Annotated in this window: 14 protein-coding genes; 1 reads left to right on the top strand and 13 read right to left on the bottom strand. The window is 66.4% G+C overall.

Annotated features, from left to right (window positions below; genetic code table 11):
* Positions 1–86: 86 nt before the first annotated feature.
* The 7 genes from astE to aruC form a co-directional block, all read right to left on the bottom strand.
* On the bottom strand, positions 87–1085 hold the full coding sequence (gene astE, locus LJF27_RS27925; protein ID WP_003112605.1) for a succinylglutamate desuccinylase: 999 nt from the start codon (positions 1083–1085) through the stop codon (positions 87–89).
* 13 nt (positions 1086–1098) lie between these two features.
* The gene (locus LJF27_RS27920) at positions 1099–1389 is read right to left on the bottom strand and encodes a hypothetical protein (RefSeq protein WP_003085959.1); all 291 of its coding nucleotides are present in this window, start codon (positions 1387–1389) and stop codon (positions 1099–1101) included.
* 13 nt (positions 1390–1402) lie between these two features.
* Entirely contained in the window at positions 1403–2749 is a 1347-nt protein-coding gene (gene astB, locus LJF27_RS27915) for an N-succinylarginine dihydrolase (RefSeq protein WP_003085956.1), read from the bottom strand.
* On the bottom strand, positions 2746–4212 hold the full coding sequence (gene astD / locus LJF27_RS27910) for a succinylglutamate-semialdehyde dehydrogenase (RefSeq protein WP_003123236.1): 1467 nt from the start codon (positions 4210–4212) through the stop codon (positions 2746–2748). Before astD ends, astB begins: the two co-directional genes overlap by 4 nt.
* A 42-nt stretch (positions 4213–4254) precedes the next feature.
* Positions 4255–5277, bottom strand: a complete 1023-nt coding sequence (gene astA / locus LJF27_RS27905; protein ID WP_003117118.1) for an arginine N-succinyltransferase — start codon at positions 5275–5277, stop codon at positions 4255–4257.
* An 11-nt stretch (positions 5278–5288) separates the two neighbouring features.
* Positions 5289–6305, bottom strand: coding sequence for an arginine/ornithine succinyltransferase subunit alpha (aruF, locus tag LJF27_RS27900; RefSeq protein WP_003085950.1), 1017 nt, complete (start codon positions 6303–6305; stop codon positions 5289–5291).
* Positions 6306–6503: 198 nt separating this feature from the next.
* Positions 6504–7724, bottom strand: a complete 1221-nt coding sequence (aruC, locus tag LJF27_RS27895; RefSeq protein WP_004348304.1) for a bifunctional succinylornithine transaminase/acetylornithine aminotransferase — start codon at positions 7722–7724, stop codon at positions 6504–6506.
* A 166-nt stretch (positions 7725–7890) separates the two neighbouring features.
* On the opposite strand from aruC, the gene LJF27_RS27890 reads away from it, so the two are divergent.
* Positions 7891–8214, top strand: coding sequence for a hypothetical protein (locus LJF27_RS27890; RefSeq protein WP_003134266.1), 324 nt, complete (start codon positions 7891–7893; stop codon positions 8212–8214).
* A 20-nt stretch (positions 8215–8234) separates the two neighbouring features.
* Here the strand turns inward: LJF27_RS27890 and argR are convergent, their stop codons facing one another.
* From argR to LJF27_RS27860, 6 genes are all read right to left on the bottom strand, one after another.
* Positions 8235–9224 carry a transcriptional regulator ArgR gene (argR, locus tag LJF27_RS27885; protein ID WP_003085944.1) on the bottom strand — a complete coding sequence of 330 codons (990 nt, stop codon included), beginning with the start codon at positions 9222–9224 and terminating at the stop codon, positions 8235–8237.
* Between the two features lie 32 nt (positions 9225–9256).
* Positions 9257–10021 carry an arginine/ornithine transport ATP-binding protein AotP gene (aotP, locus tag LJF27_RS27880; protein ID WP_003085940.1) on the bottom strand — a complete coding sequence of 255 codons (765 nt, stop codon included), beginning with the start codon at positions 10019–10021 and terminating at the stop codon, positions 9257–9259.
* A gap of 18 nt (positions 10022–10039) precedes the next feature.
* Entirely contained in the window at positions 10040–11152 is a 1113-nt protein-coding gene (locus tag LJF27_RS27875; protein ID WP_003112610.1) for a M14 family metallopeptidase, read from the bottom strand.
* A 13-nt stretch (positions 11153–11165) separates the two neighbouring features.
* Positions 11166–11864 carry an ABC transporter permease gene (locus LJF27_RS27870; protein WP_003085936.1) on the bottom strand — a complete coding sequence of 233 codons (699 nt, stop codon included), beginning with the start codon at positions 11862–11864 and terminating at the stop codon, positions 11166–11168.
* A gap of 16 nt (positions 11865–11880) precedes the next feature.
* Complete coding sequence (locus LJF27_RS27865) at positions 11881–12570, bottom strand: ABC transporter permease (protein WP_003085934.1); 690 nt, start codon at positions 12568–12570, stop codon at positions 11881–11883.
* A 118-nt stretch (positions 12571–12688) separates the two neighbouring features.
* Positions 12689–13468 carry an ABC transporter substrate-binding protein gene (locus LJF27_RS27860; RefSeq protein ID WP_003085932.1) on the bottom strand — a complete coding sequence of 260 codons (780 nt, stop codon included), beginning with the start codon at positions 13466–13468 and terminating at the stop codon, positions 12689–12691.
* Positions 13469–13998 lie beyond the last annotated feature (530 nt).

Genomic DNA, 13998 nt, shown 5'->3' with positions numbered 1-13998 from the left:
AAGGGAAGTCGGGAAATCTTCCCGGCCGCAACGGAAACGGAGCGCCGAAGCGCTCCGTCATGATCGAGAGGGAAGGCCGATACGCCTCAGAGCTTGGCCGGCACCACCAGGATTCCGGCACGCAGGCCGTTCTTCACCCGTGGATTGGGGAAGATGATGCGCGCGCCGACCTCGTCCACCACCCAGCGCGTGCCGCCGATATCCTCGGCCAGCAGGTAGCCCGGCGAGAGTTCGGTGAAGTTGGCCACGTCGTCGTCGAGGTGCAGGCGGAAGTGGTCGCTGTGCTTGATCACCTCGCGCGACACGCTGAACAGCTTGAGGCCGTCGAGCCGGGAGCCGTCCGGCTGTTCCTCGCTGCCGTCGATCAGCAGCTCCAGGCTCCGCTCCAGGCGCTCCAGGTTGACCTCCTGGTTCTCTCCGAACGGACGTGCCTTGCCCAGTTCCAGGGTAAAGGCCTCGGCGCCGAGCTGGCCGTAGGTGTAGGCGCTGAAGGTGATGCCCGGCTTGTTCTGCAACAGCACCGCCTCGATGCCGGCGTCGCGCAGGCGGGCCAGTTCGCTGCGGGAATGCTGGCGGCCCTCGGCCCAGGGGTAGAGGGCGAACTGCTCGATCTTCGAGCCGCGGATCGCGGTATGCAGGTCGTAGTGCAGGTGGACTCGCTCGGTCTTGCTGAAGAACACCTGGGCCAGGCGCTCCAGCTCGGCGGCACGGAAGGCCTCGTTGCCACTGCCCTCCTCGTGGCGACCGTTGAACAGGCGGTTCATGTCCTGTTCGACGTAGCGCTCGCCGCGGCGGATGGCTTCGGGGTTGCCGAACAGGAAGAGGACCCTGGCGGCAGGCTTGAGGGTGCCAGCGGCGACCTTGCGGATCAGCCGTTCGAGCAGTTCGATGGGCGCGGTCTCGTTGCCGTGGATACCGGCCGAGAGCAACAGGTCGACGCCGTTATCGCGGGCGCCGATCGGCGTGACTTCCAGCGCGCCCTCGGCCAGCCAGTGCAGGCGGGTGCCGTCGGCGGTGAGCTGGATCTTCTCGGTCGGCTCGCGGCCGGCCAGGGTCAAGTCGAGCAGTTTGCCGAGGGCGAGCATGGGATGTCCTCAGTCAGTGGGTGTGGTCGCAGCCGCAGTCGGGGCCGTGCTCGTGGTCGTCGCCCTCTTCGATCGGCTCCATCTCCAGTTGCAGGCTGACCAGGTTGGTCGCCATCGGCCGCAGCAGCAGGTTGGTGTATTCGGTATCGCCGTCTTCGACGTCGACGCCGATCAGCAACTGGCCGTTGCCGGCTTGCTGGACCCACACTTCCTTGCCCTGCCAGACCACGGCGAAACGGGTGCAGGAAGTTTCCAGCTGGGTGCCGTCGGTATCTTCGAGGATCAGTTGCAGGCTATCGGACATGGTGGCGAGGCTCTCAATCGAGTTGGAAGGAATAAACCGAGCCCAGTTTAAGGATCTGCGTCAGTTCATCCAATGCCGTCCGGCACTCCAGCAGCAGTTGGGGGTCGGCCAGGTCGGTCTCGCTCAGGCGGTCGCGGTAGTGCCGGTCGACCCAGGCTACCAGCGTGTCGTACAGGCCGGCGCTCATGATCACCCCCGGATTCACCGCCGCCAGCTCCCGTTCCTGCAGCGCCACGCGCAAGCGCAGGCAAGCCGGACCGCCGCCGTTCTGCATGCTCTGCTTGAGGTCGAAGACCTTCACTTCGCGGATCGGACCGTCGTCGCCGGTGAGCTGGTCCAGGTAGTTCCAGACCCGCGGGTTGTTCCGACACTCCTCCGGTACCACCAGCAGCATCGAACCGTCGGCCTTCGACAGCAGTTGGCTGTTGAACAGGTAGGACTTCACCGCGTCCTCCACCGCGACCTGGTCGCGCGGCACGCAGATGGCGCGGAAGCGGCCGCCGCGGCGGCCCAGCTTGTCGTGCAGTTCGGCAAGGACCTTCTCGGTATCGAGGAAGGCGTCCTCGTGATGGAACAGCACCTCGCCATTGCCCACCGAGATCACATCGTTGTGGAACACGCCCTGGTCGATCACCGCCGGGTTCTGTTGAGCGTAGACCACTCCGGCCTCGCTCAGCCCGTGCAGACGCGCGACGGCCTGGCAGGCTTCCAGGGTCTGGCGCGCCGGATAGCGTTGCGGCGCCGGGAAGCGACTGTCGAAGGCGCTGCGACCGAAGACGAAGAACTCCACGCCGGCATCGCCATAGTCCTTGCAGAAGCGCGTGTGGTTGGCCGCGCCTTCGTCGCCGAACTGGCTCACTGCCGGCAACGCCGCGTGATGGGCGAAATGCCGCTCGTCGTTGAACATCGCCGCCAGCACGCGGCTGGTGGTGGGATGCTCGATGGATCGGTGGAACTTGCAGTTCAGGTTGGCCGCGGTGAAATGCACGCGGCCATCGGCGGTGTCGGCACTCGGGCTGACCGTGGCGGCATTGGCGGTCCACATGCTCGAAGCCGAGCTGCAGGCGGCGAGGAGAGGCATCGCTTCCTTCGCCGCGCGGCGGATCACCTCCTCGTCGCTGCCGGAGAAGCCCAGGCTACGCAGCGCAGCGGTATCCGGGCGGGCTTGCGGAGCGAGTACCCCCTGCTTGAAACCCATCTCCATCAGCGCCTTCATCTTCGCCAGGCCCTGCTTCGCCGCTTCCTTCGGGTTGGACACCGCCTGGCTGTTGCTTTGCGAAGCGACATTGCCGTAGGACAGGCCGCCGTAGTTGTGGGTCGGGCCGACCAGGCCGTCGAAATTCACTTCATGGGCATTCATAGGCTGATCCCGGGAGTCAGGGTGGCAGGAAGGGACACGCTGGGGCTTTCCAGCGAGGCGACCGGATAGGCGCAGTAATCGGCGGCGTAGTAGGCGCTCGGCCGGTGGTTGCCGGACGCGCCGATACCGCCGAACGGCGCGCTGCTGGCGGCGCCGGTGAGCTGCTTGTTCCAGTTGACGATGCCGGCGCGGCTTTCCACGAGGAACTGCTCGAAACGCTCGCGGGAATCCGACAGCAACCCGGCGGCCAGGCCGTACTGGGTGGCGTTGGCTTCACGGATCGCCGCAGCGAAATCGGAGTAGCGGATCACTTGCAACAGCGGCCCGAAGAACTCTTCGTCCGGTCGCTCGGCCACCGCGCTGACGTCGAGGATGCCCGGGGTCAGCAGGGCGGCGCCGTCGATCGGCTGGGTCATCGCCAGCAGCGGCTGTGCGCCCTTGCCGATCAAATGCTCCTGGGCCTTGAGCAGGTGCTCGGCGGCGCTCAGCGAAATCACCGCGCCCATGAACGGCGCCGGCTGTTCGTCGAAGCGACCGACCCGCAGGGTAGCGCTGACCGCCACCAGGCGCGCCAGCAGTGCGTCGCCCCAGGCGCCCTGCGGCACCAGCAGGCGGCGGGCGCAGGTGCAACGCTGGCCTGCGGAGATGAAGGCGGACTGGATGATGGTGTAGACGGCGGCGTCGAGGTCGGCGACCTCCTCCACCACCAGCGGGTTGTTGCCGCCCATCTCCAGCGCCAGGATTTTCTGCGGCTGGCCGCCAAACTGGCTGTGCAGCAGGTTGCCGGTGCGACTGGACCCGGTGAAGAACAGACCGTCGAGCCCACGGTGGGCGGCCAGCGCGACGCCGGTTTCGCGACCGCCCTGGACCAGGTTGAGCACGCCGGCCGGCAGGCCGGCCTGGATCCAGGCCTTGAGCGTCAGCTCGGCGACCTTCGGGGTCAGCTCGCTGGGCTTGAACACCACGCAGTTACCGGCCAGCAGCGCCGGGACGATATGCCCGTTGGGCAGGTGGCCGGGGAAATTGTAGGGACCGAATACCGCCACCACGCCATGCGGCTTGTGCCGTAGCACGGCGGTAGCGTCGGCCAGCGGACCGGATTTCTCGCCAGTGCGCTCGCGGAACGCCTGCACCGAGATCGCCACCTTGTTGACCATGCTGGTCACTTCGGTGGCCGACTCCCACAGCGGCTTGCCGGTTTCCTCGCCGATCACTCGGGCCAGCTCGTCGGCGCGGGACTTGAGGGTCGCAGCGAAGCGCTCGAGCAACTCGATGCGCTGCTCCAGCGGGCGCCGCGCCCAGGCCGGGAAGGCCTCGCGGGCGGCGCGCACGGCAGCGTCGACCTGGGTGGCGTCAGCGCCGCGCCCGGACCAGACCACGCCCTGGCCAACCGGGTCGAGGGACTCCAGGGTCTCGCCCTGGCCCGCCAGCCACTGGCCGGCAATGTAATGGGTACTCATCATCGACTCCTCGGGCGCCCTCGCCGGGACGCCTCCATCAGGCTTTCAACCGCGCTTCTGCGCCGACAGCGGCACCGCGCGTACCGAGGCGCCGGCCGACAGGCGCAGGCGCTTGGCAGTCAGCGGATCGACCACCAGGGTGCCGGCGGCGGCCCGCGCCGGCGCGGCGGTGATGCGACAGTCTTCGCGCTTGCGGTTGTGGATCAGGTAGGGCTCGGCGTCGTCGCCGGGAGTGCCCACCGCCAGCACCAGGCTCTGGCTCTCGGCGATGGCGCGGATCTTGTCGGTCTCGGCCTCGATCGCCGGGCCGGCGTCGAAGATGTCGACGTAGCCCTGGTAGCTGAAGCCCTCGGCCTTGAGCATGGCCAGCGCCGGCTCGGTGTTCGGATGGACGCGGCCGATCACCCCGCGCGCCTCCTCGGAGAGGAAGCAGGTATAGAGCGGGAACTTCGGCATCAGCTCGGCGATGAAGGCCTTGTTGCCGACCCCGGTGAGGTAGTCGGCCTGGGAGAATTCCATCTTGAAGAAGTGCCGGCCGAGGCTTTCCCAGAATGGCGAACGCCCCTCCTCGTCGGACATGCCGCGCATCTCGGCGATCAGCTTGTCGCCGAACAGGTGGCGGAATTCGGCGATGAACAGGAAGCGCGCGCGCGACAGCAGCTTGCCGTTGAGGCCGCTGCGGTGGTCGGCGTGGAGGAACAGCGAGCACAGCTCGGAATTGCCGGTCAGGTCGTTGGCCAGGAACAGCGTGGGGATCTCGCGATGGATGTTGAGTTCCTGCGAGGCGCTCACGGTGAGGCCGACCCGGTAGTTGTACCAGGGTTCGCGAAGCCCCACCGCTCCGGCGATGGCGGAGATGCCGACGACCTTGCCGGCGTCGTCCTCGAGGACGAACAGGTAGTCGGCGTCGCCGCGTTCGGCCTCGCCGCGGAAGGCCTTCTCGGCCCAGCTGACGCGATGCTGCAGGCGCTGCTCGTTGGCCGGCAGGGTGGTCAGGCCGGTGCCGGTGCTGCGCGCCAGCTCGATCAGGGCCGGCAGGTCGGCGCTGGTAACAGGACGTACGATCATGACTGGCTCCTTCAGACCGCTACCAGGCGCACGCTGGCGCCTTCGCCGACGCCCAGGGCCTCGGCGGCTTCAACACTCAGGGCCACCGGCTTGCCGGGCGCCCAGTCCAGGTCCAGCACGACCGCGCGGAAGTCCTGCAACTGGCCGTTGGTGACCAGGTATGGACGCCCGCTCTTCGGCGCCTCGCCGATCTTCACCGGAACCACCCGGCTCTGGGCGATCGAGCGAATCCCCGAGGTACGCGCGTGCAGGGTCGGGCCGCCATCGAAGATGTCGATGTAGTTGTCGGTCTCGAAGCCTTCGCGCATCAGGATATCGAAGGTGATCTGCGCTCGCGGGTGGACCTGGCCCATGGACTCCTGGGCGGCATCCGGCAACAGTGGCACATAGATCGGATAGTGCGGCATCAGTTCGGCGAGGAAGGTGCGGCTCTTCAGCCCGGAGAGCTTTTCCGCCTCGATGTAGTTCAGGTCGAAGAAGTTGCGCCCGACCGCGTTCCAGAACGGCGATTCGCCCTGCTCGTCGCTGTAGCCGACGATCTCCACCACCACCGCGTCGGCGAAGCGCTCCGGATGGCTGGCCATGAACAGCAGGCGACCGCGCGAGTTGAGTTCGGCGTAGACGCTCTGCACCAGGTCGCGCTGTACGTAGAAACTGGTCAGCAGACTGTTGCCGGTAAGGTCGTGGCACAGCGAGAGGACATGGATCTTGTTGTGGATCGACAGCGAGCGCGAGGCGTGCACGAAGGTTTCGTTGCGGAAGCTGTAGAACGGTTCCGAGAACCCGGCCGAGGCGACGATCGCCGAGCAGCCGACCAGCTCGCCGCTGGCGCTGTCCTCGAGGACGAAGAAATAGCTTTCCTCGCCGTTGTAGCTCACCTCCGCGGCGAACGAGGCCTCGGAAGCGAGGATCTTGTCGCGCAGGCGTTCGGCGTCATCCGGCAAGGACGTGACGCCTACCGGGCTGTCCGCCGCCAGACGCTGCACCTGTGGCAGGTCGGCCGCTTGGGCGGGGCGCATCACCAACATGGCGTCACTCCTTTCTCAGACAACGATGATTGCCGCATCCATGCGCGGGACCGCGGCACCTTCCTGTGCCACGGTTTCGAACGTCCAGCAGGGAAGATCCCGCGCCACGCACGGCGGCACGGTTCCCGGCTCCGGCGCGGGCCGCTCCGGGATGTCGCATCGGGTGCCCCGGCCTGCGCCGGGGCCCCGTGGGTTCGCTCAGCCGCGGACCAGCTTGGCCACGGCGCGCTCGAAGCGCTCCAGGCCTTCGTCGATCTCGGCGTCGTCGATCACCAGGCTCGGCGCGAAGCGCACCACGTCCGGGCTGGCCTGGAGCACCATGACCGCCTCTTTCTCGGCGGCGTTGAGCACATCCCTGGCCTTGCCCTTCCACTCGTCGGTCAGCGCCGCACCGATCAGCAGGCCCATGCCGCGGATCTCGTCGAAGATGCCGTACTCCTGGCCGATCTTCTGCAGGCGGGACTTGAAGCGCTCATGCTTGGCCTTCACGCCATCCAGCACTTCCGGGGTATTGATCACGTCCAGCGCCGCCTCGGCCACCGCCGAGGCCAGCGGGTTGCCGCCGTAGGTGGTGCCGTGGGTGCCGACCGAAAGGTGCTTGGCGATCTCGCCGGTGGTCAGCATCGCACCGATAGGGAAGCCGCCGCCCAGGCTCTTGGCACTGGAGAGGATGTCCGGGACCACGCCGTAGTGCATGTAGGCGAACAGCTCGCCGACCCGGCCCATGCCGCTCTGGACCTCGTCGAAGACCAGCAGCGCATTGTGCTCGTCGCACAGCTTGCGCGCCCCTTCCAGGTAGGCCTGCTGCGCCGGCAGCACGCCGCCCTCGCCCTGGATCGGTTCCAGCACCACGGCGCAGGTCTTGTCGGAGATCGCCGCCGTCAGCGCTTCCAGGTCGTTGTAGGGAACGTGGGTGATACCCTCGAACTTGGGCCCGAAGCCATCGGAATACTTCGGCTGGCCGCCGACGTTGACGGTGAACAGGGTGCGCCCGTGGAAGCTGTTGCTGGCGGCGATGATCTCGTACTTCTGCGGGCCGTAGACATCGTTGGCGTAGCGGCGAGCCAGCTTGAAGGCCGCCTCGTTGGCTTCGGCGCCGGAATTGGCGAGGAACACCCGCTCGGCGAAGGTGGCGTCCACCAGCTTGCGCGCCAGGCGCAGGGCCGGCTCGTTGGTGAAGACGTTGGAAACGTGCCAGATGCGCTGGGCCTGCTCGGTGAGCGCCTTGACCAGCGCCGGATGCGCGTGGCCCAGGGAGGTCACGGCGATGCCGCCGGCGAAATCGATCAGTTCGCGGCCGCTCTGGTCCCAGACGCGCGATCCCTCGCCTCGCACCGGAATGAAGGCGGCGGGGGCGTAGTTGGGGACCATATACCGGTCGAAATCGGCACGTTCTACCTGCGCATGGGGAGCGGACATCGGTGTTTCTCCTGCCTGAAGGCGGCTATCGATGAAAGGATTGTAGGGATTGGGACCGGGCCGGCATTGCCGCCATGCGACAACTTGTTATAGCGCCAACCCGGGAATTTCCGCGGCTTTCGGAAATGCGACAGAAAGCATCGGGAAGGCGCAGTGTAAACGCGCGATGCACTCGGGTGCATACTTCTTCTACGCCGCCCCGCGGGCGGGAACAGCAGGGAAACAAGCCATGCCCATCGAGGGAATCGACTACCGTCTCGTCTTCGCCTCCGACGTCAATCCGCGCGACGGCCTCGGCCTGGAGTGCTGGCGCGGCGAACAGCCGCTGTTCGAGGTATTTCGCGACGACGCCGGCCGGCGTTTCGTGGTCAACCTGTTCGCCAGCGACGTTCCGCTGGAACTGCTGGAGGCGATCATTCCGACGGCCCGTCGCGAACTCGGCGACTTCCCGAGGCGATCCGCCTCCCGGGGCGTCGCAAAGCCCGGCTGAAACCGCCGCGCCGTTGGCGATCAGCCGCGTTCGACGGGAGTGAAGGTCGTCTCGAAGGCGCTGCCGCCGCGCCGCTGGTTGCGGTCCTCGCGCGGAGTGACGCCGAAGAAGTTGCGGTAGGCGCTGGAGAAATGCGGCCCGGAAGAGAAACCGCAGGACAGGCCGATCTGGATGATCGACTTGCTGGTCTGCATCAGCATCTGACGCGCGCGGTTCAGGCGCAGCTCCAGGTAGTACTGGCTGGGTACGCGGTTCAGGTATTGCTTGAAGATCCGTTCCAACTGGCGCCGCGAAACACACACATGCTGGGCGATTTCGTCGGTGGTCAGTGGCTCCTCGATATTGGCTTCCATCAGCAGTACCGCCTGGGTCAGCTTCGGATGGCTGGAGCCGAGGCGATTCTTCAGCGGGATGCGCTGGCGCTCGTTGCCTTCGCGAATGCGCTCCACCACCAGCTCTTCCGAGACCGCGCCGGCCAGTTCAGCGCCATGGTCGCGGGACAGCAGCGCCAGCAGCAGGTCGAGTACCGCCATGCCGCCGCAGGCGGTCATGCGGTCGCGATCCCACTCGAACAGGTGATTGGTGGCGATGACCTTGGGGAAGCGCTCGGTGAAGTCATCGTGCCAACGCCAGTGCACCGCGGCGCGATAACCGTCGAGCAGGCCGAGCTGGGCCAGCGGGTAGATGCCGGCGGACAGTGCGCCGATCGCCGCTCCCGAACGCGCCAGTTGCTTGAGCGCCAGGCCCAGCGCTGGCGACACCGCCGCCGGCGCCTCGTCGGCGACCAGGAACAGCCGCGAGCATTGCTCCAGCCTGCCGTTCCAGGCCGTTCCCGGCAGGCGCCAGCCCTCCTCTTCGGCCGGCGCTTCGGCGAGCAGGAACAGCGGCTCGTAGAGCGCCTCGGGGTGCAACCGCCGGGCCGCCCGCAGGGCTTCCTCGGCAAGCGATAGCGTCAGCGCGCGGGTGGCGGGCCAGAGGAGGAAACCGATGCGTTGGGGTTGGGCAGTCATGGGAGCAGCTTAGCCGGCCTCTGCGATGAATGTTACTTGAGGCTGCCGGAGAGGAACTGCTTGAGGCGGTCCGACTGCGGGTTGGCGAGGACTTCCTTCGGGCAGCCGTGTTCCTCGACCAGGCCCTTGTGCAGGAACACCAACTGGTTCGACACCTCGCGGGCGAAACCCATCTCGTGGGTCACCACCACCATGGTGCGGCCTTCCTGCGCCAGGTCCTGCATGACCTTCAGCACTTCGCCCACCAGTTCGGGGTCGAGCGCCGAGGTCGGCTCGTCGAACAGCATCACTTCCGGCTCCACCGCCAGCGCCCGGGCGATCGCCACGCGCTGCTGCTCGCCGCCGCTCATGTGCGCCGGGTAGGCGTCCTTGCGGTGCGCCACGCCGACCTTGGCCAGGTAGTGCTCGGCCTTCTCGATGGCTTCCTTCTTCGACACGCCGAGCACATGCACGGGCGCCTCGATGACGTTCTCCAGGGCGCTCATGTGCGACCACAGGTTGAAATGCTGGAACACCATCGACAGGCGCGAGCGCATGCGCTGCAACTGGCGGGAGTCGGCGGCCTTCAGCGCGCCGTCGCGGCCAGGCACCAGCTTCAGCTCCTCGCCGTTGAGCAGGATCTTGCCGGCGTGCGGCTGTTCCAGCAGGTTTATGCAGCGCAGAAAGGTGCTCTTGCCGGAACCGCTCGAGCCGATGATGCTGATCACGTCGCCCGCTTTCGCCGCCAGCGAGACGCCCTTGAGCACCTCGTGGCTACCGTAGCGCTTGTGCAGGTCTTGGACTTCCAGTTTGTACATGTGTGTGTTCTCGGCTAATCAGTCGCTGAGCAAGCGTCCCTGACGGATCGGTTGACGACCGGCCACCTTGGCCAGCCAGAGTCCCGGCTGCGCGTAGCGCATCCGTTCGATGGCGAAAAGCACGCCGGAAACCCCGGCGCACACGGTGCTGGCACGGTCGGCCAGGGGATCGATGACCTGGAACAGCGGTTCGCCCGCCTCCACCCATTCGCCCGGCCGGCGCAGGAAACTCACCACGCCGGTATGCGGGGCGTGGACGTATTCGGTGCCCTCGAAGGGCAAGCCTTCGCAGCAGGCTTCGGGCGCCGCCGGCCATTCGCCCTCGACGAAGCCCTGCTCGGCGAGGAAGGCCAGGATCGCCGCGGCGTTGGCCTCGGCCTGCTGCACGGTGGTGTCGGCCTGGCCGCCGAGTTCGACGGTGGTCGCCAGGCAGGCCAGCGGCAGCTCGGCGCGCGGATACAGGCGCGACAGGCGCAGCCACGGCACCGAGCAGGCCTCGTCGAAGGAACCGCCGCCGGACTCCTCGGCGAGCAGCCCGACGGCGGCGCCCAGGCGTGCGGCCAGGGAGGCGAAGGCGGGCCATTGCTGCGGCAGGGTATAGAGATGGATGGCGGCCTCGAAGTCGCAATGCAGGTCGAGCACCAGGTCGGCGTCGCAGGCGTGGCGATACAGCAGGCGCTGCATGCCCTCCAGTTCCGAGGTCGCCGGCGGCAGGGCGTCCAGCGCCGCGCGCAGGGCCTGGCGGACCAGCGCGACATTGGCCGCCGGATCGCTGCCGAGACGCTCGCCGACGCTGTCGATCACCGCGTCCAGCAGGTCGGGGAAATCGCGATTGAAGTTGCGCCCGCTGCTCATTTCGAAGCGCCCCTGGTGCAGCGCCTGGATCATCTGCCCGAGACCGACCGGATTGGCCACCGGCACCAGCTCGACGGTGCCGCGCAGGCGGCCTTCCGCCTCCAGCAGGCGCAACCGCTGCTTCAGCTCCCAGGCGGTGCGCATGCCCGGCAACTCGTCGGCGTGCAGGCTGGACTGGATGTAGACCTTGCGCGCGCCGCAGCCGAAGCGGAACACGCTCAGGCGCTTCTCGCTTCCCAGGGTGCTCCACGGCAGCAGGTGGTCGATACGCTCCATGCGGTCCTCCGGATCAGGATTTGCGCGGCGCCAGGTAGGCCAGCCAGCGGCGCTCGGCAAGCTTGAACAGGCGCACCAGGATGAAGGTCAGGCACAGGTAGAACAGGCCAGCGGTGATGAACGCCTCGAACGGCAGGTAGTACTGCGAGTAGACGGTCCGCGCGGCGCCGGTGATGTCCACCAGGGTGACGATGGACGCCAGGCTGGTGGTCTGCAGCATCATGATCACTTCGTTGCTGTACTGCGGCAGGGCGCGCCGCAGTGCCGACGGCAGGAGGATGCGGCGGTACATCTTCAGGCGCGACATGCCCATCGCCTTGGCCGCCTCGATCTCGCCATGGGGCGTGGCCTTCAGGCTGCCGGCGAGGATCTCGGCGGTATAGGCGCTGGTGTTGATGGCGAACGCCAGGCAGGCGCAGAAGGAGGCGTTCGACAACCAGGGCCACAGCGCGCTCTCGCGCACCGCGTCGAACTGCGCCAGGCCGTAGTAGATCAGGAACAGCTGGACCAGCATCGGCGTGCCGCGGATCACGTAGGTATAGAGCCAGGCCGGGAAGTTCACCAGCGGCTGCTTGGAGACCCGCATCAGCGCTAGCGGCACCGCCAGCAGCAGGCCGATCAGCAGGGAGATCGAGAGCAGCTTGAGGGTGACCAGCAGGCCGTCGAAATAGAGCGGAAGGCTGTCCCAGATGACGGAGAAATCGAAGATCACGATAGGGCCCCTTGACTCACAGTTCCGCGGTTTTCACGCCGACCGAATAGCGGCGTTCGAGCAGGCGCAGCAATAGCAGCGACACGCTGGTCACCAGCAGGTACAGGCCGGCCACGGCGAGGTAGTAGGTGAACGGCTCGCGGGTCGCATCGGAGGCCTGCTTGGCCTTGAACATCATGTCCTGCAGGCCGACCACGGAAATCAGCGCGGTGGCCTTGACCAGCACCAGCCAGTTGTTGGTGAAGCCGGGGATCGCCAGGCGGATCATCTGCGGCACCTGGATGCGGAAGAACACCTGGCGGTGGCTCATGCCGTAGGCGTAGCCGGCCTCGCCCTGCCCCTTGGGAATCGCCATGAAGGCGCCGCGGAAGGTCTCCGAGAGATAGGCGCCGAAGATGAAGCCGAGGGTGCCGACGCCGGACACGAAGGGATTCAGGTCGATGTAGTCGTCGTAGCCGAGTTGCGGGGCGACCCAGTTCAGCAGGCCCTGGCCGCCGTAGAAGATCAGCAGGATCAGCACCAGGTCGGGGATGCCGCGCACTACCGTGGCGTACAGGTCGCCGCACCAGGCCAGCCAGCGCACCGGCGACAGGCGGAAGGCCGCGCCCAGCAGGCCGAGGACGATGGCCAGGAGCATGGAAAGCAGGGCCAGCTGGAGAGTCAGCCAGGCGCCATCGACGATGGTCGCACCGTAGCCAGTGATCATCAAAACGGTACCTCTATGCAGCTAATGCAGCGCTAAAGCAGTGGCGTCCAGTCAATAAAAAAGTGGCACAAACAGCGCGAGGCGTCGCGGACGTTTGTGCCACCTCTGACGGATAGCGTCAGTTCGAACCGTAGACGTCGAAGCTGAAGTACTTGTCCTGGATCTGCTTGTACTTGCCGTTGGCGCGCAGCGCGTCGATGGCCGCGTTGAACTTGCCGGCCAGCTCGCTATCGCCCTTGCGCACGGCGATGCCGACGCCTTCGCCGAAGTACTTGGCATCGGTCAGTTGCGGACCGACGAAGGCGTAGCCCTTGCCGGCATCGGTCTTGAGGAAGCCGTCCTCGAGGTTCACCGAATCGGCGACCACCGCGTCGAGGCGACCGGCCACCAGGTCCATGTTGGCTTCCTGCTGGGAGTTGTAGCGCACCACTTCGACGCCGGCCGGGGTCAGTTCGGCGGAGGCGTAGCGGTCGGCGGTACTGCCACGCAGCACGCCGGCCTTCTTGCCCTTCAGGTCGGCCTTGGGATCGTTGAGGCTGGCGCCTTCCTTCATCACGAAGCGCGCCGGAGTGTTGTAGTACTTGTTGGTGAAGTCGACCGAACGCTTGCGCTCGTCGGTGATGGTCATCGACGAGAGGATCGCATCGATCTTGCGCACCTTGAGTGCCGGGATCAGGCCGTCGAACTCCTGCTCGACCCACTTGCACTGCACCTTCATCTCTTCGCAGAGGGCATTGCCGATATCCACGTCGAAGCCTGCCAACTGGCCGTCCGGGGTCTTCAGCGAGAACGGCGGGTAGGCCGCCTCGATGCCGATGCGCACCGGCTTGTCGGCGGCGAAAGTGGGCAGGGAGAGCACGGACAGCGCCAGGGCGCCGAGAAGTGCGAGCTTCTTCATCTGGAACTCCTTCGAAGGGGATGGCATCGATTGGCAGGAGAAATAGAACCTTGCCCAGGCTGCCGACGGATATGCGTGATCACCGGCTCTTGCGCATGGCGCCTTCTCGTGGACAGGGCGCCAGCTGGGGTGAGCGGCATTCTAGCGACAGGCCGAAAGTGGTTATTTCTTCAATGCGACAACTAATTATAAAAGCACCGAAGAGGGCATTCGGCGATATTGACAGGCAGCGACATTTGTGCCCGGAAAGCGCGAAGTGTAATCAATGAGTAAAGCAAATCTCAAGCCATAAATTGCCAATTCCTTCTCCTTCAATGGCTTGGCCGCTACGACTCGCCTCGACTGCTACCCCGTGTCGCACCTTGGCTGTGCGTGGCGTTTCCTCTCGCCCCAATTATGCGCAGGCGCGCATCACCGAAGTGTTACCGCCGCCCCATTCCCGGCGCGAGCCCATTCGAAACGCCCTCCTCCTCGGCCCGCGCCAAATGAAAGACCCCGCGCGGCTCGCACCGCGCGGGGTCGTTTCGGAT

It is taken from the genome of Pseudomonas sp. 203-8, from assembly GCF_020708595.1.
GTDB lineage: Bacteria > Pseudomonadota > Gammaproteobacteria > Pseudomonadales > Pseudomonadaceae > Pseudomonas > Pseudomonas aeruginosa.
The sequence above is the reverse complement of the archived record's forward strand: the minus strand, read 5'-3'. Positions and strand labels throughout refer to the sequence as shown.

Coding starts and splice junctions, on each gene's coding strand:
- astE (WP_003112605.1), bottom strand. CDS start 1,085: ATGCTCGCCCTCGGCAAACTGCTCGACTTGACCCTGGCCGGCCGCGAG.
- LJF27_RS27920 (WP_003085959.1), bottom strand. CDS start 1,389: ATGTCCGATAGCCTGCAACTGATCCTCGAAGATACCGACGGCACCCAG.
- astB (WP_003085956.1), bottom strand. CDS start 2,749: ATGAATGCCCATGAAGTGAATTTCGACGGCCTGGTCGGCCCGACCCAC.
- astD (WP_003123236.1), bottom strand. CDS start 4,212: ATGATGAGTACCCATTACATTGCCGGCCAGTGGCTGGCGGGCCAGGGC.
- astA (WP_003117118.1), bottom strand. CDS start 5,277: ATGATCGTACGTCCTGTTACCAGCGCCGACCTGCCGGCCCTGATCGAG.
- aruF (WP_003085950.1), bottom strand. CDS start 6,305: ATGTTGGTGATGCGCCCCGCCCAAGCGGCCGACCTGCCACAGGTGCAG.
- aruC (WP_004348304.1), bottom strand. CDS start 7,724: ATGTCCGCTCCCCATGCGCAGGTAGAACGTGCCGATTTCGACCGGTAT.
- LJF27_RS27890 (WP_003134266.1), top strand. CDS start 7,891: ATGCACTCGGGTGCATACTTCTTCTACGCCGCCCCGCGGGCGGGAACA.
- argR (WP_003085944.1), bottom strand. CDS start 9,224: ATGACTGCCCAACCCCAACGCATCGGTTTCCTCCTCTGGCCCGCCACC.
- aotP (WP_003085940.1), bottom strand. CDS start 10,021: ATGTACAAACTGGAAGTCCAAGACCTGCACAAGCGCTACGGTAGCCAC.
- LJF27_RS27875 (WP_003112610.1), bottom strand. CDS start 11,152: ATGGAGCGTATCGACCACCTGCTGCCGTGGAGCACCCTGGGAAGCGAG.
- LJF27_RS27865 (WP_003085934.1), bottom strand. CDS start 12,570: ATGATCACTGGCTACGGTGCGACCATCGTCGATGGCGCCTGGCTGACT.
- LJF27_RS27860 (WP_003085932.1), bottom strand. CDS start 13,468: ATGAAGAAGCTCGCACTTCTCGGCGCCCTGGCGCTGTCCGTGCTCTCC.